Genomic DNA, 24439 nt, shown 5'->3' on the forward strand with positions numbered 1-24439 from the left:
AATTTTAAAAATTAGGTTAAATATTATTTAGATTAATATCCTTTTGTACGATATAGAATTTCTTGCCAGCATCTTCGTTAATGATCAATACATCATCTCCGTAATTTAAAGGCTCGCCATTTAGGCTTTTTACATTTAATCTTAATACATCAGATTGTATGATTATTTCTACCGATCCCAATTGATCCCCTTGAATAGATGACCTCATCTTTCCTTCGCGACCAATAAATTCTCTAGCTTCCTCTCCCATATATCCAACATTTTTATACAGTTTGACTACTGGCTTTGCGACAAAATGAAGCAATAAAAAACTAAGGATAAATATTGGAACCAATATTAAAACTGATTTCCAACCGTAAGCTGTTAAGTTGAGGATTATTGAGGAAACTATAGTTAAAATCCAACTGATAAATTTGAACATGGTAACAATTACCATTAACGGGGCTTTACCTATGTAAATAAACTCCATCGCTTTCGAAAAAAAAGAAGGTTCATGACTTATTTCAGAGTCCAATTCTTGATCGACATTTAGTTCTACATCTTGGATATCGGCCCCTTCGATCTGGATATCAGCATCCGGTCCAAAATCAAACCCATCACCCATCAGCATTGTGAACAACCAATAAAGCAATGATAGACCTGTTAACACTGTCATAATTGCATTTGGCAAGGGATTGAACAAAAGGTTAATAATTTCAGTCATTAGTAATTGGTTTTAATAGTTTTATTGATGGTGCTTATTCTAACCCCAATCTTTTTTTTAGTTCCAATAATTCGGTTTTTGAATTACTATCTTCTTTTAGAGCTAAATCAATATCTTTATCTATTTTATCTTGAACAATTTGATTCAAAGCTTCATTTACAGCATTTTCATCTTCAATTTTTGCTTTCATTTTTTTTAGCATATCAATTGTACTGTTCGAGTCAATATTGGCGATCTGACGGTTAGCAAACTCAGAGGCAGAAATAATTCTACTTTTGGCTTTTAAAGATGTCAATTCTTTTTCCCAATTAGTGATATTAAATTTCAACACTTCAATTTTATTGTTAATTTCATCAACCAATTCCTTGTGAATTAACACTTCATTTTCGATTGAATTAACTTCAAGTAACAAATTGCTTTTTAGTTCCAATGCTTCAAGTGCTAATTTCTCAGCTCTCTCAATCGACAATTCATTAGTTTTAACCTTATTTAAAATCAAATGGGCTTTTCTTTCATAGTCTTGAGCCCCTAGCTGTTTATCCTTGATAGCATTTTCACTTTTAATGACCAATGCTTTCGCAATTATGTAGGCTTCTTTGGTTTCTGAAAGTTGTGCCTTCATATCTTCAATCCCCTGCTCTGTTAAAGAAATTGGATCTTCCATTTTTTCTACTAATGCATGGATTTCTGCTTGTCCAATTTTTAATAATCTTTTAAAAATATTCATGATTACTTTTGGTTTGAAAATTGAATAATTTGTTCATAATATTCACTCAACAAAAAAGAAAGTGAATTTAATGCTGCCCCGAATTCATTCTGATCCAGATTATGAACTTGAAGCGTATATCGAAATAGAACATTCTTACCATCTTCAGTTAAAGCAAATCCTCCATGAATAATATCTCTGTTTTTTATTAATAGAGTTTTGAAAATTTCCATGTTGTCTTTATGGAGAGAAAATAGAAATTGTTCGAAAATTATAATCGGCGGAGTAACACCAATAATGAGGTTTCGGATTCCTTCATCTTCGCTTTCGACGATGAAAAATCCCTCCTTTCTATTTCTGGTTACAACCCTATATCCAACATCGGATAAGTATTTTTCAACTTTTGCAAATGGCATTGGCTAATAATTTTATATATTTGCTAATAATGTTTGCATAAAAATAATTATTGCAAACAATTTTTGCAAATTATTTTTGCATTTTAAGACAAAAAATTTTTAGTAATGACGCAAATTGGATCAAATATTAAAAAACTCAGAACGGTCAAAGGTTTAAGCCAACAAGCATTTGCAGACCTATTTAACCTTACTAGAGGAAATATTTCATCATACGAAGAATTTCGTGCTGAGCCAAAGATTTCTGTTATACTTCAAATGGCTAAATATTTTGGCATTCCCATTTCTAGTTTACTAGAAAAAAAACTTACAGTAAATGAAATATTGAATTTCGAAGACTATTTTAAAGAAGGTTCGGAAAAGGTTAACATCAAAAATTTATTAGAGGTTCCATTCTTAAGCAAATCCTATATCCAAGAAAATCCCGAGAATTTTGAAATCAATGATTTCCCCACATTTTATATGCCCAACATTTATAATGCTAATTTATTAGCTATTGAAAACAATTCATTGATCCCTAATCCTATTGATTTTAATTTTGAGGAATCTTCGATTTTATTTTTTGAAAAAGTAAAAGTCGAAATTCTTCATACCCTTCAAGATAACATTGGTTTTTACATGGATTTGAATGAAATATTTTTCGGGCGTTTCCAGGTCGATGGAAAAGAGATCAAATTAATTTTGAATGATTGGAAAGAGAAAAAATTCCAATTGAATGAAATCGAAAATTTTTGGAAATTACATTCCAAATATGAAAAGGTACATTAACAAAGAAGGCTATTAAAATTTTAATAGCCTTCTTTGTTATTTTATATAAGAACCAATCTTTAAGATAAGAAACTCATCCAATCTGAATTGTCATTATATTCTACAAGAGGGTTCGCAATATTTCGGCTTGCAAACTGACCTTGGAACATCATTAAGTCCATTAAAATATGTTGACGTGTAATTTCCACTAGCTCTGAGTTAAATCCATTCATTTGCAGAACAAACTGGAAGCTGATAACACGAGCGATCATTCTTCCTAAAGTAACCATATCTCTCTGGTTTAGACCAGTTTCTAAACTAAAATTCAATTGATTTTGGAAATATGGAGTACTTAAATTAGCATTGTTGTAACCTTTTAAGAACTCATATAAATTTGATTCTTTCGCTTTTCGCATCAGCTTTAATACCCCTTCAGCAATCTGAGAATAAAGCATTTCATTAGAGCCTTCAAAAATTTGGAATGGCCTACTATCTACCACAGATCTTCCGGCAATATGATCCAATCTATAGCCGTTTGCTCCAGCAAGTTGAAGACTAATTTGTGCAGATTCTTGCATTAAATCCGTAACCAATGCTTTAAGGGTATTTGCTTCAATGCTTAATCCAGAAACATCATGCTCAATACCACTTGATTCAACACTGTACGCACACATACCTGAACAAATGGTGAATGCCGCTTGAATTCTTGCTAATTGGTATTTTACAGAATCAATGTTAATCAACGGATTACCCCCTACTATTCTGGTTTGACAATGTTGCAGTGATTCATCCATTAGCCTTTTAATAAAACCTAGACCCATACCTGGAAATTGTAGCCTACTCCTGTGAAGCATGTCCAACATCAGTTTTATCCCGGTACTTTCAGGATTTAATTTTTGATCACCCGGAACGACAACATCTATTGGATTGATACCATAAGGAATGGCATACAGTCCTAAGTTGTTATAGCGTTCAACCATAGGGATATGCTGATCAGATTTTTTGTTTTCTGTTACAAAGAAATCTATATCTCTGGTCAGTTCACCTGTCGGTGTATATTTTCTTGCGGTTACAAGCCAGAAATCGGCTGCTCCACTAAGCCCCTGCCAGTGTTTTTCTCCCTTTATTTTATAGCTATCTCCAATTTGCTCATAGCCTGTCTTCATATTTAGGGCATCACTTCCATACGCTTTCTCCGTAATCATCAAACCACCCATGGCATTGTTTTCCATGAACTCTTTAAAAACTCTTTCCTGTACTGAGAAATTGCCGTATTTCGCTAATGGCTCCAAAAACAAAGCTATATTTATCCCAAACATTAAGGATAAAGCCAATGATTCATAAGATGCTGCAGAAAGAACACCTAAACATTCTTTCACAGAAACTCCTCTACCACCATGCAATTCTGGGATAGCTACTGCCAAAGGCTTTTTCTTCATTATCTCAGACAAAAATTCCGCAGGGAAATCACGCTTCAAGCTGATTGCTCCATAATCAAATTCTTCTCTGAACAAATGAAATAAATGTTTTCTGAAAGATGAGATATAGGTTTCAAAATCTAATTTTTCTACTACTCCATTCATATCTATTCTAATCTATTATTTTTTACAATTTATAAATGGCATTTAAACTATTGCCGTGTGGAGTTCTTACATAATGGATTATTTCCAAACTCCAATTGTAAAATTAGGATGATATCGACAAATTGACTATGATGAATACGATAATAGTTAGGACAAATCGTGCATGGATGTTAAAAATTATTAATTAACTGTTTTCCGATATTCGGTAGGAGAAATACCCACGATTTTTTTGAAAAGTCTGGTGAAATAAGAAGGATCCTCAAACTCCAATTCGTATGCAATTGAGGCTACGCTTTTATTTGTTTCCAACAATAGCAATTGACTATGAATGATTGCAACTTCCAATATAAGTTGCTTTGATGTCTTTTTGAAAACAGAAGATACACATCTATTTAAATAATTGACAGAGACTGCTAGTTTATCTGCATAGAAATTCACGGATTTTTCGGTTCCATAATTTAGGTGAACCAATTGTTTAAAGGCAATTGCAATTTCTTGACGTCTCGCCAATGATTTATTTGAATCTGAAATCTTAATGATTTTAAGCATGGCTGTTTTAAAGATACTTTCATAGTATTCTTTATACGGCTTTTGCGTATAGATCTCTTGGTACAGTAAATCAAATAAAGTATTCAATTCAGAATTATCAACTACATTAAGATTAATCAATGGCGAAATTGTGAAAATATTCAATATCTCTTGTTCTCGGAAAAGCGAGGTCATTGCCTGTTCTTTTATGAGAATGCAATAGCCTTGAGCGGATTTGTCAACTGAATCAATGGCAGAAATATTTCCATAATTTGAAATCAGGACTGCGGGTGCTTGAACCATAAAAGATGTTGATTCTATCTGATGCCTGAAATATCCCTTGTTTATATAGATCAATAAATTATATCCGAAGAAAATGGGAGGTATCGGTGTCTTGAGATAAGGTGCAATATCCCGCAATGGAAAAATCTTTATAGGAGTCTGGATATAAGTCAAATGTTTCAGACTTCCGTCCATAAACTTTTCTACAAACTCATCCGCATTGATTTTATTCTTTTCCATGGCTTAGTGTCACTCTATAAAACAAAATTAAGAAATATCAATCTTTTTGCTTTATATCTATAAAATTAACGAAATGAAGACTAATAAGGCAATACTATATTAAAGAAATGAGGATAAATAATCCTAGTTAAACAACTATTGATATTAAGGAATTGTAGGGTTTTTAGGATTAATTAAACGGATATTTTCAATTTTCTCATTATATTGAAATCTATTATCATAGAACACAAATTATTGCTAATTTTGAAACAGTTTTTCAAGTTAAAAAAGAATGAATTCAGAAAATAAAATAAACGTGTTGTATTTGGATGATGAAGAGAACAATTTATTTTCTTTTAAAGCCACCTTTAGGTTTAAGTATAATGTCTTTATAGCATCAAAGGGTGCTGAAGCATTAGATATTATTCGTGATAATGAAATCCATGTTATTATTACGGATCAAAGAATGCCAGAAATGACAGGTGTCGAATTTTTGGAGGAGGTGATAAAAATAAAACCTGAACCCATCAGAATTCTTTTAACGGGATATACAGATATGGCTGCAGTAGTAGATGCCATCAACAAAGGCAAGATATTTCATTACCTTAACAAGCCTTGGAAGGAGGAAGAAATAAGCGAAACTGTGAGCCGAGCCTTTGAAATTTACGAAAAGAAGAAAAATATCATAGACCAGAATTCACAGCTCGAAATATCCAACGAACAATTGGAGTTTCTTTTACGCCAGAAACTATTGTCTTAACCTCCTGAATTATTGTTTATTTCGATGGTATGGTAACTATAAATGTTGAACCATTATCTATTTCTGATTCTACTTCTATTTTCCCTTTCAACTTTTGAATCGCGGTTTTTACATTATAAAGTCCAAATCCCATACCCTCAGCTTGGTCGCTAGCCCTGAAAAACAGTCTGAAAATATCTTGGATTGCTTCTTTTGGAATACCAATTCCATTATCAGAAACTAATATTCTAGCATCTCCATTGTGAGTTTCTACAGACAGGTTTATTCGCTTGTCGTGAGAATCTATTTTCTGATATTTTATGGCATTTGACACCAAATTATGAAGGATCAATTCTAAGATTGATTTATCATTTATAAAAGTTTTGCTTTGATCGACCTTAATATTGAAGTCAATTCCACTATTTTGAGTATAAACTTTATAAAAATCGAGAATGTCCTCAAATAATAGATTGAAATCTATTTTTGACAAGTTTAGCTCTCCTCTTCTCAGTAAATAATAATCTCTTAAGCTATTGATGTAATCTTCCAATTTAACAATGGAAGCTTTCATTAAAAATAAGATTTCGTGAACCTGTTCAACACTTTTAAAGTCGAGTGCGATTCGAATAGCTCCTAATACTCCAGACAATGGGTCTCTTAAATCATGGCTTACACTATAGGCGAACTTATCCAATTCTTCGTAAGCTTTTTGAAGTTCCATATTCCGGGTCTCAAGAAGAGAATTGGTTACAAAAAACTTATTGGCTTCCTCAATACATGAAATAACTTCTGCCTCTTCCCATGGTTTTCTGATAAACCTAAATATATGGCCTCTATTGATTGAATCAATAACAGTATCCATATCGGCATAAGCAGTAATCAGTATTCTTATTGGTCTTGGGTACTCTTTCTTTATCCTGCTGAAGAAATCTATCCCATTTTCACCTGGCATTTTTTGATCACAAAATATTATCCGGATGTTCGGATTTGTCATCAATATATTCTCGGCATCAGTTGTATTGCTAGCAATATGAATATTATACTGCATCCTAAGAGCAGCTTTAAAACCAACTAAATTGTTGTATTCATCATCGATGTATAAAATCTCAATATTATTATCCATACTATTACCTTATTAGTTAGTGTGAACCAATTTTATTAGTGTGTATTAAAAACTTATCCTTTAGTTTTTAATGTGCTGTCGGATCGGCAAAATAATGGTGAAGGATGTCCCTATTCCTACTTCAGATTCGACTAAAATCTTACCATTATGTCTATCAATAGTTTTGTAAGCAATTGACATCCCTAGACCAGTGCCTTCTCCAACTTCTTTGGTAGTAAAAAAAGGTTCGAATATACGATTTTTAATTTCCTCAGGTATACCCACCCCATTATCATTTATTATAATTTTAACTTTAGATTTGTCTTCGTTCAGTTTAGTTTCAATCACCAATTCACCCCCTGGATTTCCGTTAAATTTTTTCTCCACTGCATAGATTGCATTTGAAAGCACATTCATAAATACCTGATTCACCTTACCGGCGTAACTCTCTACTAAAGGAATGTCCTCATACCTTTTCACAACTTCAATTCTTTCCTTCGTCATGCTGTTCAAAATAACAAGTGTAGAATCTAAACCTTCATTTAGGTCTGCTTCTTTCAAAATATCTTCATCAATCCTCGAGAAAATTCGTAAGCTTTTGACAATTTCTGCAGTACGCTCCGCTCCTTCTTGAATACCCTTTAGCAGAAAGTTGATTTCTGAATTCAAGTATCCTACGTCATGTTGTTTTTTAAGAGCCAGAATTCTTTGCTCCTTTTCAGAAATATCTATATCTGGATTTAATGCTATGGCTTCCATTTGATCTATAATATCCCATAGAATACCCACGTCCCGACGCAAAGGAGAGACATTCGAGGTTACGAAATTGATTGGGTTATTTATCTCATGAGCGACACCTGCTGTCAGTTGTCCTAAGGAAGCCATTTTTTCAGACTCCACTAACTGCGCTTGCGCGTCTTTTAAATTCTCAAGAGTTAAGCTTAAAGATTTATTAGATTCTTGGAGTTCCTCGGTTCTTTCCTTTACTCTTTGCTCCAATACTACATTCTGTTCCCGGATCAATTTTTCGTTTTCTTGAGAAATTGCGAGCTCTCTCACCTGAAGATCTAACATTTCCTTTCGATAGGTATTTATTTTGTCAGCTAATGCAAAAGACAGCAGTAATGCTTCAATAACAGAGCCTATTTGAACAGAACGTGTTGTGAAAACGTTTGTAGGCAGCACACCATAATCCTTCAACACAAAAACCAAGACACTGATAAGAAAAACACACCACGCAAACAAGAAAAATTTGGTCTGACTATATTTTTTTCTAGAGAGCTCAAATGCCAAAAGCAATACAATAGCGGCTCCACCACCTGCTACTAAATTGACAATACGATACGCTGGAAGAATATATCCAAGGATTAAGAGAATGATAGCTATTAAATAAAAAAACAAAAAGACATTCAGCAATCTATTGAAGTTTTTAGCATCTACAGCGGTATGGAGAAATGATTTTACAAATAATATGGCTGTAATCCCTGACATTGCCCCTGAGAATGTTAATATCCGACTTGATAACCATTCACTTCTAATATGAAAAACTCGTTCAAATAATCCTAAGACCGCCATCTGGGCAACAAAAACCCAAAAAATATAATTTACATAGCTTAAATAATGTTTCTCTTTTGTTGAAAAATATAAAAAGGCATTGTACAGCAGCATAGATAGCATTAAGCCAATATATATTGCCGATAAAATATCCTCTTGCTGTAAGGTTTTAAATAATCCTTTTTGAGAATGAATTGAAATTGGAACTATAACTTGGGTTTCATTTTTTATCTGTAGGAAACATTCCGCTTGCTCTCCTTTCTTGAGATTCAAATCAAATAAATAGAACTGATGATTATATTCCCGATCTACATAAGATGATCCAACTGCATACTTTACACTGTCAACCTCAGAATTAACAACAGAATAAAACCTCACAACATCAAGATTTGGATGCGAAAGATTAACTATTACCTTATCCTCATCTGAATCATTGACCACGATGAATTTTATCCATTGTGATGACCGCACGCTTCCCAAATTGGGAACTTCAGATTTACTGGGCACAAACCATTCTGGATGCTGCTGAACATCTTTGAAATTTTTTATGCCAGCGCCATCTTTTAAGATAAACAAATGCTTACCAATATTTTGAAGATCTTTCCCTTTAAAATAAACGACACTATCAACTGATGCGAGTCCACTATTAGTGAATAAGCATTGGAATATGATCAAGAGAAAAAGTGTATATCTAAACATTTGAATTTACGGCCATTTATTTAACTTATAATTTTTTCCAGGTCAATGTAGTACCTGCCTGATGGAATCTCCTTATTGAGCAATAATTTCCGAGAGGCCCAAGCTACCACTGCTCCTCCCAAAACAACTTCAGATGCTAATTGAGGCCAAGATTTTAATGTTTTACCAATTTCTGGCAAGGAAGATTTCATCCGATCAGATAAATGATCTGCACTAACAATTTTCATTAACAACCCCATCTTTGAAGCAGGGTCTAAATTTTTAACCATCTCCATTGAAAGATTTCCTGCTAGACCGTGAAATATGTTCATTTCAGAATCCAGATCAAATCTTTCCACGTCCAACATACCTCTATCATTTGTTTCCATTATGACGGGGATCTTATACTCCCTAGCTTTCAATCTACTTTCAACCTTTACTTCGAAGTTATCACAAACCTCAATCAACAAATCCAATTTTGCAGAACCGTCAAGGAAATCATTATAATTTTCTGATTTTATACCTTCCGGATAAATTTCTACATCTATATAAGGATCAATCTCGGCAATTTCTCGAGCGGCTAAAACTACCTTTGGCATTCCCAAATCAAGAACACCTGCACGAAGTCTGTTGAGGTTGCTCAAATCTACTGTATCAAAATCCGCGAGTTTTAATTTTCCACATATTCTTTCCATAGCAATACATAGCGCGACAGATTGCCCAACTGAAAGTCCAATGACTCCAACAGTTTTAGTAGAAAGCAACTCCTGTTCTTGTTGAGTTATTTTCTGCTTATTCCGATTTGTTCGAACTTCGATATAATGTTCACGGCTTAGGATGTGTACTAATGTTTTGCGCCATGGATAGTAGACCCACTCCCCTAACTCTTCCATTGATTTACCTTCAGCTAATAAACTAGAAAAATCTAGAAATTGTTCTTCATTTGTTGATAAACTAGGAAACCTGCTGACAAACAAGTCTTTTAATTGTCTTGTATATTCATCAATCTCAAATAATATTTCCCCACTATCCTTCAAGGTTTGGATTTTATTATTATCATGGACATTGGATTTATTAAAAAATATCGGCTTAAAGGTATATGAATTTTGGCGATGTGCTTCCATGTGTTATATAATTAGGATATCGTTTGGATTGGTATTATTATCCACTTTCCGTGGACCACTGGCCATATTTATGATTGCATTTAAGTCCCAGTCCTTGAGATTATTTAGTGTCAGATCATAAATTATTTCAATTTCTTTAGACCTAAGCACCTCAATTCGAGGGCCCTCAGCCATTTTTCTTAAGGAGAATATAGCTTCTTTATCTTCGTCAGATGCTGTTGGTAAATTCTCTACATCATCCAAAATCATGGTTGTTGCAAGTAAATCTAACTTAGGATAATAAAAGGTGCCATTGTTTCCCACTCCTGTTTCTTGCCTATAACCTACGGCCTTGGTTAGGTTGATGGTATATGGGGCACATAAGGCAAATAATGTTTTAAGTCCAATTCTAGGAGCAATTGCAATTGCTGCTCTAGTGAGAAAAATACTTCCTATTCCATAGCCTGCAATTTCTCTTGAATTCCAAAGTCCACAACCTTCTCCTGTCCCTTGTTGAGCGTAAGACCATACAAGATCAAATATCTTGCTATCCATCATCCCTGTAGCTTCCTCAATTGGCAATGCTTGTGTTCCGCCAGCTACATGTATTCTGGCTCCGCCATAAACATGCGACCCGTCCATTGATTCCACAATTAACACAAAAGCCGCTGGATTGAACATCCATTCATCTTTGGAAGAGGTAACCTTTTTGACGCCTATCGAGGTCAAAACATGTTCGTGTCCCTTTATAAATCGTAAGCAAGTTTCAGGATCATCTATCGCTCTAAATGCTCGTAACCTAACTGTTGGCCTTCCATTTTTTAAAATTAAAGTCACTTTTCTTGTCGCTAATTTTAATAAATAAATTAAAATTTAGTTTAAAACTAATATTTCAAATCCCCACTTAAAAGAACCACCACCTTATTAGTTAAAAACGTAATAATTTAGTTTCATCTCCACCAATTTTTATCAATTGAAAAATCACCTTAATTCTTTTCATATTAATTGTCCGGCACGGCAACAATTAACACGTATGGCCTGGTTATCATGTATAAAATCAATTCCGATAATTTAACACAGAGTCAACTTTAGGATTTATTGTTTTGTGATAAAAAAAACAACTTCAAAATTTCAGTTAACTTAATTAAACCACTTTTAATATTTTTTTTCACAGAAACATTTTAGCAGTTCGATTTCTTCGTGTTTTTTAATTTATACATGAAGTTTTTACAATCTACTTACTGGCAATTCCTAATTAAAATATATGATTTATAAAATCATAAACTCTTAATAAAGAAACTATTACCCATCATTTAGATTATTTAATTGTGTTTTATTAATAGTATGTGTCACATCCAAAAATGCTATTAGGTTAATAGCAGCAAGTTACAACTTTTTTTAATTTTATTTAATAGAATTTAAACCATAAAGTATCGATATTAGGTATTTTGTTAGTTTACTGAGGTAATTAACTCATTTTGGGTAATTATACTTATATTTGATTTACTTATTACCTAGATAAAACATTTATCACACGCAAACACCTTCACACTAGAAGATTAATAAAGCGGTAGTATTATTATATTATGGAAACGCTCCAGAAGCTTGATGAAATCATCCAGCTAAAACAGAAGATCAAGGATTTTGATTCCTTAGTAGAATCGATTGATGATATTATTTTTGAGGTCAGTCGGGATGGAGTAATTTTGAATTGCTGGACATCTGATCCCAAGCTATTGTTTTATGACAAGGAACATTTTATAAATAAGACTATTCATGAAATATTCCCCTCTGAATTAGCGACTTCCTTCAGCTATATCTTAGAAAAATCATTCAAAAAGAAAAAAGGCTATGTCATAAAATATAAATCTCCATTTTATGAAAACCCAGAACAGTTATATAGGCTGCAAACTAAAATCATCGGAAATAGAGACGATAAACTTACTGCCGTAGTGACCAATATTACTCGGGAACAGAAGCTATTGTCCAAAATTCAGTTAAAGGAAGAAAAATTCAATCGAGCATTCCAAAATTCATCCATTGGTATGCTCCTACTAGATCGATCTCTCAATGTAATAGAGTATAATCTCGCTCTTCAGAAAATTCTAGGCTATAGTGATGTTGAGGAGATGTTAGCCCGTAAAGTCCCTGAATTCATACATGAAAGCCATTCGGATAATGTGCAAGCAGCGTTTGATGATGTAAAAAATGGAATCAGAGAAAATGCAATAATTGAAGCACAATGTATTGCAAACGAGAATAAGATCCTATGGTGTTTAATAAACATATCCTCAGTTAGAGATAACTCTGGTAAAGTAATTTATTTTATCTGTCAAATTCAAGACCTCTCGCTCTTTAAAAGCAATGAAAATAAACTCAACTTGCAAAACGAGTTGTTGGAAAAAATCAATTATGAGCTCAAGGTAAAGGTAAATCAATTAGAAGCATTCAATCAAATATTGGCCCATAACCTCAGAACCCCGATTAGCAATATTGAAATGATAATAAACCAATTGTCTATCGAAACTGAACCAAGTCAAAAAGAACAACTTTTAAACATCTTAAAAACCAGCAATAAAAAGTTTTTAAATTTATTCGATAAATTAATCGAAACTGTAGAAGGTCAAAATTCCAGTAAGTCTCTTTTAGAAACTTCATATATAACAGTCCTGATAGATAAGTTGAAGGTACATTTCAAAAATGAAATTGAAACCAATATTTTGGACATTCAAAGTGAAATTTCTGTGAACACCATCTCATTTCCGATTGAATATATTTTATGCATTTACAAATATTTAATCAACGAATCCATTGGAACTTATAAGAATGGTTTTCCGATTCACATTGTAATTAAAAGCTGGATAAAAGAATCGACATTTTATATCTCGATTGAAAACAACTGCAACTCTCAACATTGTTTTGAAATAGCTTCTCAAATCTTGAAAGACAGTGAAAAAATTGATGATAGGGTATTAATGGAATTACATATGGCAAAACAACAGATTCACTACTTCGGCGGTTCTTATAAAATATATAGTAAAGAGGATAAAGGAAATATAGTTACTATAAGCCTACCCCTAAACAACTAAAAAATTGAAGATGAAAGTAATGTTGGTAGATGACGATCCTATTTTTACATTTTTGTTCCAAAAGTTATTGGAACAATATCCGGATGCTAATTTAGAATTTGAAAATTTCCCAGACGGATTTAATGCTGTGGAATTCTTTAGAGAAAATAAAAACAATAAAATTAGTTATCCAGAAGTACTTTTTATCGACATCAATATGCCCTTAATGAATGGTTGGGAACTGATTAGAGCTATCAATGAAGAAAATCTCTTTGGCAAGGAAAAAGTTAAAATGTATATTATTACTTCTTCTATAAGCAAAGCTGACTTGAATAACAGCAAACAACAAATTAATTCAATTGAATATTTAACTAAGCCCATTTCCCATCAAGAATTATTTAGTGCCCTAAACAAAACAACTCATAGGATTTCTTAAACATCCAATTAAGAGAATTAATTTGAAAAAAGCATCACAAATTTTGCCCCCTAACCTCCTTCAAAACCATCAACATTGAATCAGCTTCGGTCTCAATCCAATTTTGGTAGTCCTGAATAGCTCTATTTCTAAGTGAGTCTGAAACATAACCTTCTTTTACTAATTGAGTTGAACTAGCAACTTTTTTCCAAATTCCTATTTTATCATTGAAATTGGAGTTTTCACAACTATAAAATTCATTGGATTCTCTTACTTCAATATTTTTCAAACCTGCATGTTCAAACAATGATGGAAGATCCTCTGCCATTCTATTGTTCATTCCAGAATTCTTCCGCCACTTCAACCATTTATCATAAAAATCCAGCATACTTGAAGGAATATTGGGCTTCCACACTATTTCTTCATGATTATAATCTAGAATAGAAAGTGTTCCACCTTCAGCTAAGAAACTTTTCAATTTAGAAATTGCAAATGTTGGGTTTGATAGCCATTGAAAAGTTCTTGCAGAGACTATCAGATCAAATTTTAATTCAGTCTCATAATTCATTAGATCAGCATGTTGTAGATCTAAATTTTTATAACTTGAATAAGATTTCTTTCCGCTATCAATAAAATCTAAGGTATTATCAATCCCTATGACCACTCCCTCGTTTCCAATTAGCTCTGCTATATCTTTGCTGATTGCTCCGGTGCCGCAGCCTACATCAAGAACTCTTAATCCAGGTTTTATAATTGGTACAATAGTCTTAAAATCATTCTGCAATGTCCTACTATCAAAGATTTTGTCCGATGATTGTTGCGAACGATCTACGTATTTTTGCATAAAAAGATTTTGTTTAAATCAAAACTCCCTACAAGATAGACTAAAATTCCTATATTTGTCATAATGAGATTTATGTCCACACTATTAATGATTTATGTCTTGGTATTGACGTTTATACCTTGCAGTGATCATTTTGCAGATTCTCATTCCCACAAACAATCTTTTCAAACCTCATCCAATCACTCTCACGAACATTCAGAAAAACAAGATCATGAACATGAAAACCATGATTGTAGTAAGGACACATGCACTCCATTCTGCACATGTTCATGCTGTGGAATAGCATTGAATGCAGCTGATTTCCATTTATTCAAGCTAGAAAAACCATTTGAGGCATATTCATTTAATGAATTACCTATAAAATTCTATCCTTTAGTAAGCAAATACCAAGAAAATATTTGGCAACCGCCACAGGTATAAATTCAACTACTTCGTATTTCATGACCATATTGCTCATGATTCCTTTTATTGAATATGGATTTTCACCTATTCAATAATCATTATTATATGTTGAATTTAATTCCTTTCATGTGCTAGATAATATTATAAAATTTAGTATCAAGAACAAGATCATTATAGGCATAATGACCTTGGTACTAATCATTTGGGGAGTTTGGTCAGCAACTAAGCTTCCGATAGATGCCGTTCCTGATATTACCAATAATCAGGTGCAGATTTTTACAAGTACACCAACTTTGGCGGGTCAAGAAGTTGAGCGGTTGGTTACTTTTCCTATAGAACAGAGTATTGCTAATATACCTGATATCGAAGAAATCCGTTCTATTTCTAGATTTGGACTTTCTGTAATTACCGTAGTTTTCAAAGAAAATGTTGATATATATTTTGCTCGTCAATTAATCAACGAAAAATTAGGTGAAGCTTCCGAGGACATTCCTAACGGAATCGGAACCCCTGAAATGGCGCCTGTAAGTACCGGCCTTGGCGAAGTATACCAATATATAATACATCCCAAAAAAGGCAGTGAGAAGAAATACAGCTCCATGGATTTGCGGGAGATGCAAGATTGGATTGTGGCCAGACAACTTTATGGCACTCCTGGTGTCGCCGAAGTGAATAGTTTTGGGGGCCAACTAAAACAATATGAAGTCGCTGTTCATCCGGATCAATTAAGAGCAATGGGCGTAAGTGTTCCCGAGATATTCGATGCTCTGGAAAAGAACAACCAAAATACGGGTGGAGCCTATATAGATAAAAAACCAAATGCCTATTTCATTCGGGGAATTGGGTTAGTTACTTCCTTAGAAGATGTAGGTAATATTCCTGTTAAAACCGATGGTCTGGTTCCAATATTTATCAAAGATGTGGCAGATGTCAGGTTGGGTAGTGCTGTTCGTTATGGCGCTTTGACGTACAATGGTGAAGTTGATGCTGTAGGAGGTGTTGTTATGATGTTAAAGGGAGAAAACAGCAATGAAGTTGTAAACCGCATCAAGGAAAAACTACCTACCATTCAAAAAACATTGCCTAAAGATGTTGTCATCGAACCCTATTTGGATCGTACGGACCTTATTGACAGAGCGATTAGTACAGTTGAAAAGAATCTAATTGAAGGTGCTTTAATTGTTATTTTTGTATTGGTTCTTTTCTTAGGAAATCTTAGAGCGGGGCTCATCGTTGCATCAGCCATTCCCCTATCCTTGCTATTTGCACTGGGTATGATGAATGTATTTGGTGTGAGTGCTAACCTGATGAGCTTGGGTGCAATAGATTTTGGATTGATCGTTGATGGTGCTGTAATTGTTGTGGAAGCGACCTTACATCACCTTGGCCTTCGGAAATCCACACACAAATTGAGTCAAAAAGAAATGGATCAAGAAGTATTTGATTCGGCTTCAAAAATAAGAACACAGGCTGCTTTCGGTGAAATAATCATTCTAATCGTATATATCCCCATCTTAACTCTTGTTGGTGTTGAAGGGAAAATGTTTACTCCAATGGCTAAAACAGTGGGATTTGCAATCTTTGGAGCACTTATCCTTTCATTGACTTATATCCCAATGATGTGCGCACTTTTCTTGCCTAGAAAAGGTCATGATAAGAAAACATTCAGTGATAAATTCATCGAAAAATTACATGATATATATTCACCATTGTTGGACAAGGCCATTCGCGTTAAATATATTATTGTTTCCATTGCTGTAGCAATTTTCTTATTTACCATCTTTATTTTTAGTAGAATGGGCGGTGAATTCATTCCTCAACTTCAGGAAGGGGATTATGCATTTCATTGTATACTTCCTCCAGGTACATCTTTGAGCCAAAGTATTGAAACTTCAATGCAAGCATCCAGAATTATCAAACAATTTGAAGAAGTAAATATGGTAGTTGGAAAAATTGGTTCTGCTGAAGTTCCAACAGACCCTATGCCCCCAGAAGCTACTGACATGATGGTAATATTAAAACCTCAGGAAGAATGGACAACGGGTAGGTCGTATGAAGAATTAGGAAATGCAATAATGGAAAAACTTCAAGTTATTCCGGGTGTATTCTTTGAGAAAAATCAGCCTATCCAAATGAGATTCAATGAATTGATGACCGGTATCCGACAGGATGTTGCCGTCAAAATATTTGGAGAAAATCTGGACAGTTTAATGATTTATGCAAATCAAGTAAACTCTGTAATTCAATCCGTACAAGGTACCACCGCACCGCAAGTAGAACAAGTAACAGGACTTCCGCAAATCAATATAAAATATGACCGCGTCAGAATGGCAAATTATGGCTTAACCATACAAGATGTAAATGACATGGTCAGTACCGCATTCGCTGGTAAAAGTTCGGGTTTGGTATATGAAAATGAAAGAAGGTTCGATCTTGTCGTCCGGCTACATGATGAGCATAGGAATAACATTGATGATGTTAGTGAATTATTAATTCCTACAAGGGACCATCAGCAGATTCCTCTGTCACAGGTGGCACAGATAGATTTCAGCGTTGGGCCTGCTCAGATTAGTCGGGAAGAAGGAAAAAGAAGAATTGTTGTAGGATTCAATGTTTCAGGTCGTGATGTACAGTCCGTAGTGGAAGAGATTCAAAATAAACTCAATGCACAGGTGAAACTTCCTTCAGGATATTATTTCACCTATGGAGGACAATTTGAAAACCTTCAAATGGCAAGTGCCAGGTTAATGATAGCAGTTCCCATTTCTTTGTTCCTGATATTCTTGTTACTATACTTTACATTCCATTCTTTCAAACAGGCATTGTTAATTTTTACTGCAATTCCAATGAGTGCCATTGGTGGTGTATTTGCTCTTTTAATACGCGACATGCCTTTCAGTATAAGTGCCGGAGTTGGTTTCATTGCCTTATTCGGTGTAGCGGTATTAAATGGAATTGTATTGATAGGTAAATTCAATCAATTAGAAAAAGAAGGAGTAACGGACATTATTAAAAGAGTTAAAGAAGGTACAGAAGTTAGGCTGCGTCCAGTTTTAATGACTGCTACTGTTGCTTCGTTGGGGTTTCTTCCAATGGCAATCAGCACTAGTGCTGGTGCGGAAGTTCAAAAACCTTTGGCAACTGTTGTAATCGGTGGCTTAACAACAGCTACTGTTCTGACATTATTTGTCCTTCCACTATTGTATATCATTTTCAACTCAAAACTAAACTTTAAGAGTAGAACCATGAAAACCACAGCATCTATCATCGCTTTATTTTTTATGGGCCTTTCATCAGTAAATGCTCAACAAAAAATATCAATCGATGAAGCTATACAAATAACTCTAGAGAATAATAAAGGGATAAAATCAAACGAACTTGAAATTCAAGCAACAGAAAGTTTATTGAAGTCCGCTTCTGAACTCCCAAAAACAGAATTGAATTTCCAATATGGTCAGAATGATGGATTTGAACAAAATGATGCAATTTCAATTGCTCAAAACATTCCTTTCCCAACTTTATTTAAGTCAAGAAGAGAATTAATAAAAGAACAGATCAAAGAAAAAAGCATTGCTAAAGACGTTGGAATCATTGAATTGAAACAGCAAGTAAGAACATTCTTTTATCAAATTGCCTATTTGGAAAATAATGAAAAAGAGTTAAAGGCATTGGACAGTATTTATAGGGATTTCTTAAGGATTGCTGAAGTTCGGTACAATGCTGGAGATACAAAAAATGTAGACATCAATACAGCAGAAGCAAAAAGAGGAGAAATAAATTTATTATTGAGGCAGAATGAAATATTCAAGAAAAATGCATACAATAATTTAAAAACTTTAATGCAGGTTCAGTATGATTTTAATATTGAAACTCCTGAGGTCTTTGAGCCAATAAAAATCTCAGAGATTATAGATTCCAGTAAAATCAATAATCATCCTCAAATACAAGCTCTCTATCAACAAGCTAGAATTGCTGAAGCTAGCAAAAAAGTAGAAAAATCGTCTGGACTACCTGAATTCAACATAGGATACACGAATGCTTCCTTAATGGGTATGCATGAGCGTAATGGTATCGAAAAATATTATGGCCGAGGGCAACGATTTAGCTCTTTTGATGTTGGAATTGCAATTCCTTTGACTTATGGTTCTACAAAAGCTAAATTAAGATCCTTGGATTTTGAAAAACAAGCCTCAGAGATGGCCGCAGATTGGAAAAAACAACAATTACAGAATGTTTATCAAAACTTAATGAACCAGTATGAGCAAAATATTGCTCAATTTAATTATTTCAAAGAAAATGCACTGCCAAATGCCAATGAAATCATCAATGCAGCGAAATTAGGTTATTCTGCAGGAGACATCTCCTATGTGGAATACCTCTTTGCACTTCAAACGACAACAGATATTTACTTGAATTACTTACGCAGTATTCAAAGCGTAAATGAATCAGTCATTTCTATTAATTCTCTTATCAATCAATAATATGTGCTCAATATATAACAATAAATTATTGCTCTTCGGATTTGGTCTTATCCTTTCTTTATCGGCTTGCAATTCCGATAAAAAAACTAATGAGCAAACTGAAGAACATCCTGAAAATCATGAACATGAACATCCTTCAGGTCCTACCGAGAAAATAACTATAACTTCGCTGACACAAGAACAGATTAATGAAGTTGGAATTGAATTTGGCCATATTGAGCAGAAAAATTTGACTGCAAATATTACAGCAAATGGCGTGTTAAATGTTCCAAATAACAATAGGTCAAATGTTACTCCTCTTTATGGTGGTGTGATTCAAAAATTAAATGTTCAATTGGGGGATCATGTAAGAAAAGGTCAAGCAATTGCAACGATTATTAATCCGCAATTCATTCAAATTCAAGAAGATTACTTAAATGCAAACAATGAAATTGTAGCTGCTGAACAAGAACTGCAAAGGCAACAAGAATTAAATGCTGGAAATGCAGGCGTAAAGAGAAACTTGCAAAACGCAGCAAGCAATTTAAATGTTTTAAGAACGAGAAAAGCAGCAACAGCGAAACAACTTCAGTTGTTGGGAATAAACCCAAATAGTATCACTAGTTCAACCTTAAGATCTGCACTTACAATAACAAGCCCTATCAATGGAGTAGTTTCTAATGTGTATGCAAAATTAGGGTCTTATGTGGATGTATCGTCGCCAATTGTGGAGGTCGTGGACAATAGTATGATTCATTTAGACCTTCAAGTTTTTGAAAGAGATTTGCCAAAATTAAAACTCGGCCAGGAAATAAATTTTACGACAACAAATAATCCAACAAAAGTATTTACGGCTAAAATATCCAGAATCGGAGCATCCTTTGAGAATGAAAGTAAAACTATTGCTATACATAGTTTAGTTGTAGGAGATAAAACGGGTCTTATAGATGGCATGAATACTTCAGGCTCAATTAGTGTTGACAATGTTACTACTTCTGCTGTTCCAAATACCGCAATTGTTGAAGCTGATGGCAAGAATTATATTTTCATAGAAACTACTAAACAACCTGCTGAGAAACATGAAAATCATAATCACGGTTCCGATGATACACAACAGCAACAAGAACCTGGTGATCATGAGCATAAAGATGGCGAAGAACAGGAACATGAACACGATAGTCCAGCTGGTTCTAAAAATATCAATTTTGAAAAATTTGAAGTCATAAAAGGTGTTTCACACTTAGGATATACGGCAATAAATCCAGTTATTGAAATCCCTTCTAACACCAGAATCGTTATAAAAAACGCTTTCTTTATCAATGCCAAGATGAGCGGGACGGTCGGGCACAGTCATTAATTAAATCAAAAAATGTCCTCAAAATTGAGGACATTTTTTCAACCATTCCAGTCCATTAATTGTTCTATCAAAAAGCACATTATGGAACACAACATACCAGCCCAACATAACGGCAAAAAAATGGATATTGAGGATTCAGTAGAATTTGAAAACGAAATCCTTGCTAAAAACTTTTTCTTGGAGGCAAAAGGTCGTTTAATTAACATCAACAATTGGTATGAAATAGCTGAATTACCAGCTTCAACATTTGAACATCTTGATGTCTTTGGTAAACATAGTAATGAAGAACCCCAAGAAGGTGACTATATAAAAATTGATATTCCAGGACCAGGTTTAAAAAGTACAGGAGGTTATGACTATGTTCAATTAGAACAGATTAGTGAATCTTCAGATTCAGGACACGACCTCATAACCATAACCGTACGTCCTAGTTCAAAACCAAATGCAGAAGACGATCATGAAACCAAACATTTCTTCAAAAATATGGCAAGCTCCACTTTCCAAGTCAAAAGAGATGGTAAAACTGTAGAAGCAAATTATTATGGTCGAAATGAAATGATGAACCTTCAATTAGATTCCTTTATGGATAGATTAAGAAACCTATTTGTAGCACTTGGTGCCAAAATGGGGGCATCTTTTCCACAATGGAAAGCTTTAATTAAAGGTATTTTAAAAACCTAAATTAATGGTCTCCATTTCCCAATAAAGTATCTAATAATTCATCAATACTGATTGTTGCATAAGTAGATTCATGGTCTGAATATGCATATGGTAAAATCAAATGGTTATTATGAATGATTTGACCACATGAGTATAGTACATTAGGGACATAACCATTTCTTTCTTCTTCGTTTGCAAACAACAGGGGTTCGGTAAGTTTACCCAATACCTTGGTGGGATCTTTTAAATCCAACAACATCGCTCCTATTACATATTCACGCATAGGACCAACAGAATGAGTAATAACCAGCCATCCCTTTTCTGTTTCCAGCGGTGATCCACAGTTTCCAACCTGAATAAATTCCCATGGAAATTCCGGTTCTGCAACCAAATGAATTTCTTCGTGCCAATTCGTTAATGAATCTGAAAATGAAACATAACTGTTTTCGCCATCAACTCTACACAGCATGGCATATTTACCATTTACTTTTCTTGGAAATAATGCTGCACCTTTGTTGGCAATTTTCCCATTTATAGGTTGAATTTTAAAGTGTAAAAAATCTTTAGTTGAAAGAAGCTTGGGTAAAATTGAGTGCCCATCATAGGCTGTATAAGTTGCATAATATGTTATTCTACCTTTGCTGTCTTTATATGCCACAAATCGAGCATCTTCTATTCCATTCTTCTCTGTATCACTGATAGGAAATATGACGCGTTCCGAAATAGAGGTGTCTAAGGAATAAGCAATTTCATAATGAGAAGATGCCAACCAAAGCATTTGTTGCATCAATATCTGACTGTCGTGACTTAACTCATTCTCCTCTTCAATTTCTTTTATAAACCGGACGAGCTCATCATAAATAAAAGTATCCGCTATTTTATCTTCTACAATTTTTAGGATTTTCTTTTCTGGATTATGAAGCTGCAATAACTTCTCCATAAAGTCATCCTTTTTATATCGATAGTTTTTTACATGTTTAGGTTTATCCAATAATATTCCTACCTCATCTAATTCAATGTTTAAATTTTTATCAATGATTCCTGATCGGAATACAATTGACGACAGGTGCCCTTCTCCTACTGCCCTAAAGCTTAATATTACTCTTTTTTCACCCTCATGTGTTTGCGATTGGTCAGGAGAAATTACGATCGATGGATTAAAATAGGCTGCGGCTTCAATTGAATATTCCATTGTAAAAAAGGACCCGATTAACAATTTCTCCACATCACTCAGTTTTTTTGAATCTATTTTAAGATCTTTTAATTCTTGTTCTTTGAACTTAAAGTTTCTTTCTAATACATTTAACACGCTACGGTGCCTGCGGGCATAATTCCTCAATATCTGAGTAATTAAACTATTTTTCTGTTCATCCGACAAAGCCAGTACTCTTTGAATGATCCTTTTCGATCTCTCAGGCGACAAATTGAATCTCCGAGCCAGAACTCTATCCAATTTTGGCTTAAATAATATATTCTTTCTGTTAACTGTAATTCCCATAAAAACGATGTTTTGACAGACATGTCAAATTATAAAACGTATAAAAGGCATTCTTGTTTATTCTTTGTCATATTTAATTTATTTGTCGATGAGCGTCGAACAATTTAGAATAAAGCTTTGTTCATAAGGTACTACAAGATTTTTGTACTAACATATTGCAAAAGGATATCTATGAAAATTTTAATCATCGGAACTTATATGCCTCGAAAATGCGGCATAGCTACATTCACACACGATTTATTTCAATCTATTGAAGACATTACCAATGAGGTCGAAATCATCGCCATTTCTGATGGTACAGAATCCACATACCCTCCAGAGGTTGTCAATACAATCAACAGGAATGATAAATCAGATTATTTAAAAGCCGCTGATTGGATCAATAAACAGAATTATGATTGTTGTATCCTACAGCATGAATTTGGAATTTTTGGCGGTGACGCTGGAAACTTTATCCTCGACCTAGTTTTAAGGATGAATATCCCTTTGATTACAAATCTTCATACTATCCTACAAGAACCAAGCAAAGATGAATTAGATGTTATTCAAAAACTTTCCGCATTGAGTGATAAAATTACAGTGATGACACAACGTGGAATTGAGATGCTTAAAAAAGTATATAAAATAGATTCTGATAAATTAGAATTAATTCCTCATGGTGTTCCAAATTTTAAAATCAGCCGTGAAAATGCAAAAGCCAGATTAGGGTTGGAAGGAAAGAAAGTCATGCTTTCATTTGGTTTATTGGGACGAAGCAAAGGTTATGAAGTGGCTATCAAAGCTTGTTCAAAAATTAGGGATGAAGAATTTGTATACATTATAGTTGGTGCAACCCACCCGAATGTTTTAAAAGAAGAAGGCGATACTTATAAAAATAGTTTAATTCATGCAGCTGCTGAACTTAAGCTATCTGGGAAAGTCTTTTTCGTAGATCATTTTGTAAGCGATGAATTGCTTCAGATTTATCTTAAAGCTTGTGATATTTATGTAACCCCATATCCAAATATCAATCAGATGAGTAGTGGTACACTTTCATTTGCATTAGGCGCCGGTGCAGCTGTACTTTCAACTCCATATTGGTATGCGAAGGATCTACTAGCTAATGATAGAGGAAGATTATTTGATTTTAACGATTCGGATGGACTAGCCAATATTATTAATGAATTATTAGAAAATCCAGTAATCATGAGAAAATACATGAATAATGCTGAAGAATTTGGTAAATCAATGTCTTGGCAAAACGTTGGAAAATCTCATTTAAAGCTAATTTCAAAGATTATCCAACCTAAAAATAAAATTCAGGATTTTAAAAGCTTGAATATGAATATTAAATTCTTGAACCCTGGAAAATCAAACAATTTAATTTCATCATAATATA

At 33.8% G+C, this 24439-nt stretch carries 20 protein-coding genes; 9 read left to right on the top strand and 11 right to left on the bottom strand.

Annotated features, from left to right (window positions below; genetic code table 11):
- Positions 1-16: 16 nt before the first annotated feature.
- The 3 genes from CRT24_RS10700 to CRT24_RS10710 are packed head-to-tail and all read right to left on the bottom strand — an operon-like array spanning position 17 to position 1825.
- Positions 17-703 carry an OB-fold-containig protein gene (locus CRT24_RS10700; protein ID WP_099371230.1) on the bottom strand — a complete coding sequence of 229 codons (687 nt, stop codon included), beginning with the start codon at positions 701-703 and terminating at the stop codon, positions 17-19.
- Positions 704-737: 34 nt separating this feature from the next.
- On the bottom strand, positions 738-1430 hold the full coding sequence (locus CRT24_RS10705; RefSeq protein WP_099371231.1) for a PspA/IM30 family protein: 693 nt from the start codon (positions 1428-1430) through the stop codon (positions 738-740).
- Between the two features lie 2 nt (positions 1431-1432).
- Positions 1433-1825, bottom strand: coding sequence for a YbjN domain-containing protein (locus tag CRT24_RS10710; RefSeq protein WP_099371232.1), 393 nt, complete (start codon positions 1823-1825; stop codon positions 1433-1435).
- 105 nt (positions 1826-1930) lie between these two features.
- Here CRT24_RS10710 and CRT24_RS10715 point away from each other — a divergent pair, with 105 nt between their 5' ends.
- On the top strand, positions 1931-2590 hold the full coding sequence (locus CRT24_RS10715; RefSeq protein ID WP_099371233.1) for a helix-turn-helix domain-containing protein: 660 nt from the start codon (positions 1931-1933) through the stop codon (positions 2588-2590).
- A 59-nt stretch (positions 2591-2649) separates the two neighbouring features.
- Here the strand turns inward: CRT24_RS10715 and CRT24_RS10720 are convergent, their stop codons facing one another.
- Complete coding sequence (locus CRT24_RS10720) at positions 2650-4152, bottom strand: acyl-CoA dehydrogenase family protein (RefSeq protein WP_099371234.1); 1503 nt, start codon at positions 4150-4152, stop codon at positions 2650-2652.
- A gap of 180 nt (positions 4153-4332) precedes the next feature.
- Positions 4333-5202: an AraC family transcriptional regulator gene (locus tag CRT24_RS10725; RefSeq protein ID WP_099371235.1), complete on the bottom strand. Its 870-nt coding sequence runs from the start codon at positions 5200-5202 to the stop codon at positions 4333-4335.
- Between the two features lie 271 nt (positions 5203-5473).
- Here CRT24_RS10725 and CRT24_RS10730 point away from each other — a divergent pair, with 271 nt between their 5' ends.
- On the top strand, positions 5474-5941 hold the full coding sequence (locus CRT24_RS10730) for a response regulator (protein ID WP_099371236.1): 468 nt from the start codon (positions 5474-5476) through the stop codon (positions 5939-5941).
- A 16-nt stretch (positions 5942-5957) separates the two neighbouring features.
- Here the strand turns inward: CRT24_RS10730 and CRT24_RS10735 are convergent, their stop codons facing one another.
- The 4 genes from CRT24_RS10735 to CRT24_RS10750 are packed head-to-tail and all read right to left on the bottom strand — an operon-like array spanning position 5958 to position 11194.
- Positions 5958-7043: a hybrid sensor histidine kinase/response regulator gene (locus CRT24_RS10735; RefSeq protein ID WP_099371237.1), complete on the bottom strand. Its 1086-nt coding sequence runs from the start codon at positions 7041-7043 to the stop codon at positions 5958-5960.
- Between the two features lie 60 nt (positions 7044-7103).
- Positions 7104-9275 (bottom strand): 7TM diverse intracellular signaling domain-containing protein, encoded by a 2172-nt coding sequence (locus CRT24_RS10740; protein ID WP_099371238.1) that lies wholly within the window; start codon positions 9273-9275, stop codon positions 7104-7106.
- A gap of 20 nt (positions 9276-9295) precedes the next feature.
- On the bottom strand, positions 9296-10378 hold the full coding sequence (locus CRT24_RS10745; RefSeq protein ID WP_099371239.1) for a ThiF family adenylyltransferase: 1083 nt from the start codon (positions 10376-10378) through the stop codon (positions 9296-9298).
- Positions 10379-10381: 3 nt separating this feature from the next.
- The gene (locus CRT24_RS10750; RefSeq protein WP_099371240.1) at positions 10382-11194 is read right to left on the bottom strand and encodes a hypothetical protein; all 813 of its coding nucleotides are present in this window, start codon (positions 11192-11194) and stop codon (positions 10382-10384) included.
- A 749-nt stretch (positions 11195-11943) separates the two neighbouring features.
- Between CRT24_RS10750 and CRT24_RS10755 the strand changes: the two genes are divergently transcribed.
- Together CRT24_RS10755 and CRT24_RS10760 are read left to right on the top strand one after the other, a co-directional pair.
- The gene (locus CRT24_RS10755) at positions 11944-13446 is read left to right on the top strand and encodes a PAS domain S-box protein (protein ID WP_099371241.1); all 1503 of its coding nucleotides are present in this window, start codon (positions 11944-11946) and stop codon (positions 13444-13446) included.
- A gap of 10 nt (positions 13447-13456) precedes the next feature.
- Positions 13457-13861 carry a response regulator gene (locus tag CRT24_RS10760; protein ID WP_099371242.1) on the top strand — a complete coding sequence of 135 codons (405 nt, stop codon included), beginning with the start codon at positions 13457-13459 and terminating at the stop codon, positions 13859-13861.
- A 34-nt stretch (positions 13862-13895) separates the two neighbouring features.
- Here CRT24_RS10760 and CRT24_RS10765 read toward each other — a convergent pair whose 3' ends face one another.
- A complete protein-coding gene (locus tag CRT24_RS10765) occupies positions 13896-14684 on the bottom strand; it encodes a methyltransferase domain-containing protein (protein ID WP_099371243.1) in 789 nt (262 codons plus the stop codon).
- Positions 14685-14756: 72 nt separating this feature from the next.
- Between CRT24_RS10765 and CRT24_RS10770 the strand changes: the two genes are divergently transcribed.
- The 4 genes from CRT24_RS10770 to CRT24_RS10785 all read left to right on the top strand — a co-directional run bounded on the left by CRT24_RS10770 (position 14757) and on the right by CRT24_RS10785 (position 21584).
- A complete protein-coding gene (locus tag CRT24_RS10770; protein WP_144034563.1) occupies positions 14757-15104 on the top strand; it encodes a hypothetical protein in 348 nt (115 codons plus the stop codon).
- Between the two features lie 110 nt (positions 15105-15214).
- Entirely contained in the window at positions 15215-19567 is a 4353-nt protein-coding gene (locus CRT24_RS10775) for a CusA/CzcA family heavy metal efflux RND transporter (protein ID WP_099371245.1), read from the top strand.
- Between the two features lies 1 nt (position 19568).
- On the top strand, positions 19569-20903 hold the full coding sequence (locus CRT24_RS10780; protein ID WP_099371453.1) for an efflux RND transporter periplasmic adaptor subunit: 1335 nt from the start codon (positions 19569-19571) through the stop codon (positions 20901-20903).
- A gap of 81 nt (positions 20904-20984) precedes the next feature.
- Complete coding sequence (locus CRT24_RS10785; RefSeq protein ID WP_099371246.1) at positions 20985-21584, top strand: hypothetical protein; 600 nt, start codon at positions 20985-20987, stop codon at positions 21582-21584.
- 1 nt (position 21585) lies between these two features.
- Here the strand turns inward: CRT24_RS10785 and CRT24_RS10790 are convergent, their stop codons facing one another.
- The gene (locus CRT24_RS10790) at positions 21586-23061 is read right to left on the bottom strand and encodes a glycoside hydrolase family 130 protein (RefSeq protein ID WP_099371247.1); all 1476 of its coding nucleotides are present in this window, start codon (positions 23059-23061) and stop codon (positions 21586-21588) included.
- A gap of 171 nt (positions 23062-23232) precedes the next feature.
- On the opposite strand from CRT24_RS10790, the gene CRT24_RS10795 reads away from it, so the two are divergent.
- Positions 23233-24435, top strand: coding sequence for a glycosyltransferase family 4 protein (locus CRT24_RS10795; RefSeq protein ID WP_099371248.1), 1203 nt, complete (start codon positions 23233-23235; stop codon positions 24433-24435).
- The last annotated feature ends 4 nt before the right edge of the window (positions 24436-24439 follow it).

Origin of the sequence: Sphingobacterium sp. 1.A.5 (assembly GCF_002734235.1) — a bacterium.
GTDB classification, from domain to species: Bacteria; Bacteroidota; Bacteroidia; order Sphingobacteriales; family Sphingobacteriaceae; genus Sphingobacterium; species Sphingobacterium daejeonense.

What these genes read in the sequence shown, in the direction of transcription:
- CRT24_RS10700 (WP_099371230.1), bottom strand. Translation starts at nt 703, where the DNA reads ATGACTGAAATTATTAACCTTTTGTTCAATCCCTTGCCAAATGCAATT.
- CRT24_RS10705 (WP_099371231.1), bottom strand. Translation starts at nt 1,430, where the DNA reads ATGAATATTTTTAAAAGATTATTAAAAATTGGACAAGCAGAAATCCAT.
- CRT24_RS10710 (WP_099371232.1), bottom strand. Translation starts at nt 1,825, where the DNA reads ATGCCATTTGCAAAAGTTGAAAAATACTTATCCGATGTTGGATATAGG.
- CRT24_RS10715 (WP_099371233.1), top strand. Translation starts at nt 1,931, where the DNA reads ATGACGCAAATTGGATCAAATATTAAAAAACTCAGAACGGTCAAAGGT.
- CRT24_RS10720 (WP_099371234.1), bottom strand. Translation starts at nt 4,152, where the DNA reads ATGAATGGAGTAGTAGAAAAATTAGATTTTGAAACCTATATCTCATCT.
- CRT24_RS10725 (WP_099371235.1), bottom strand. Translation starts at nt 5,202, where the DNA reads ATGGAAAAGAATAAAATCAATGCGGATGAGTTTGTAGAAAAGTTTATG.
- CRT24_RS10730 (WP_099371236.1), top strand. Translation starts at nt 5,474, where the DNA reads ATGAATTCAGAAAATAAAATAAACGTGTTGTATTTGGATGATGAAGAG.
- CRT24_RS10735 (WP_099371237.1), bottom strand. Translation starts at nt 7,043, where the DNA reads ATGGATAATAATATTGAGATTTTATACATCGATGATGAATACAACAAT.
- CRT24_RS10740 (WP_099371238.1), bottom strand. Translation starts at nt 9,275, where the DNA reads ATGTTTAGATATACACTTTTTCTCTTGATCATATTCCAATGCTTATTC.
- CRT24_RS10745 (WP_099371239.1), bottom strand. Translation starts at nt 10,378, where the DNA reads ATGGAAGCACATCGCCAAAATTCATATACCTTTAAGCCGATATTTTTT.
- CRT24_RS10755 (WP_099371241.1), top strand. Translation starts at nt 11,944, where the DNA reads ATGGAAACGCTCCAGAAGCTTGATGAAATCATCCAGCTAAAACAGAAG.
- CRT24_RS10760 (WP_099371242.1), top strand. Translation starts at nt 13,457, where the DNA reads ATGAAAGTAATGTTGGTAGATGACGATCCTATTTTTACATTTTTGTTC.
- CRT24_RS10765 (WP_099371243.1), bottom strand. Translation starts at nt 14,684, where the DNA reads ATGCAAAAATACGTAGATCGTTCGCAACAATCATCGGACAAAATCTTT.
- CRT24_RS10770 (WP_144034563.1), top strand. Translation starts at nt 14,757, where the DNA reads ATGTCCACACTATTAATGATTTATGTCTTGGTATTGACGTTTATACCT.
- CRT24_RS10780 (WP_099371453.1), top strand. Translation starts at nt 19,569, where the DNA reads ATGTGCTCAATATATAACAATAAATTATTGCTCTTCGGATTTGGTCTT.
- CRT24_RS10785 (WP_099371246.1), top strand. Translation starts at nt 20,985, where the DNA reads ATGGAACACAACATACCAGCCCAACATAACGGCAAAAAAATGGATATT.
- CRT24_RS10790 (WP_099371247.1), bottom strand. Translation starts at nt 23,061, where the DNA reads ATGGGAATTACAGTTAACAGAAAGAATATATTATTTAAGCCAAAATTG.
- CRT24_RS10795 (WP_099371248.1), top strand. Translation starts at nt 23,233, where the DNA reads ATGAAAATTTTAATCATCGGAACTTATATGCCTCGAAAATGCGGCATA.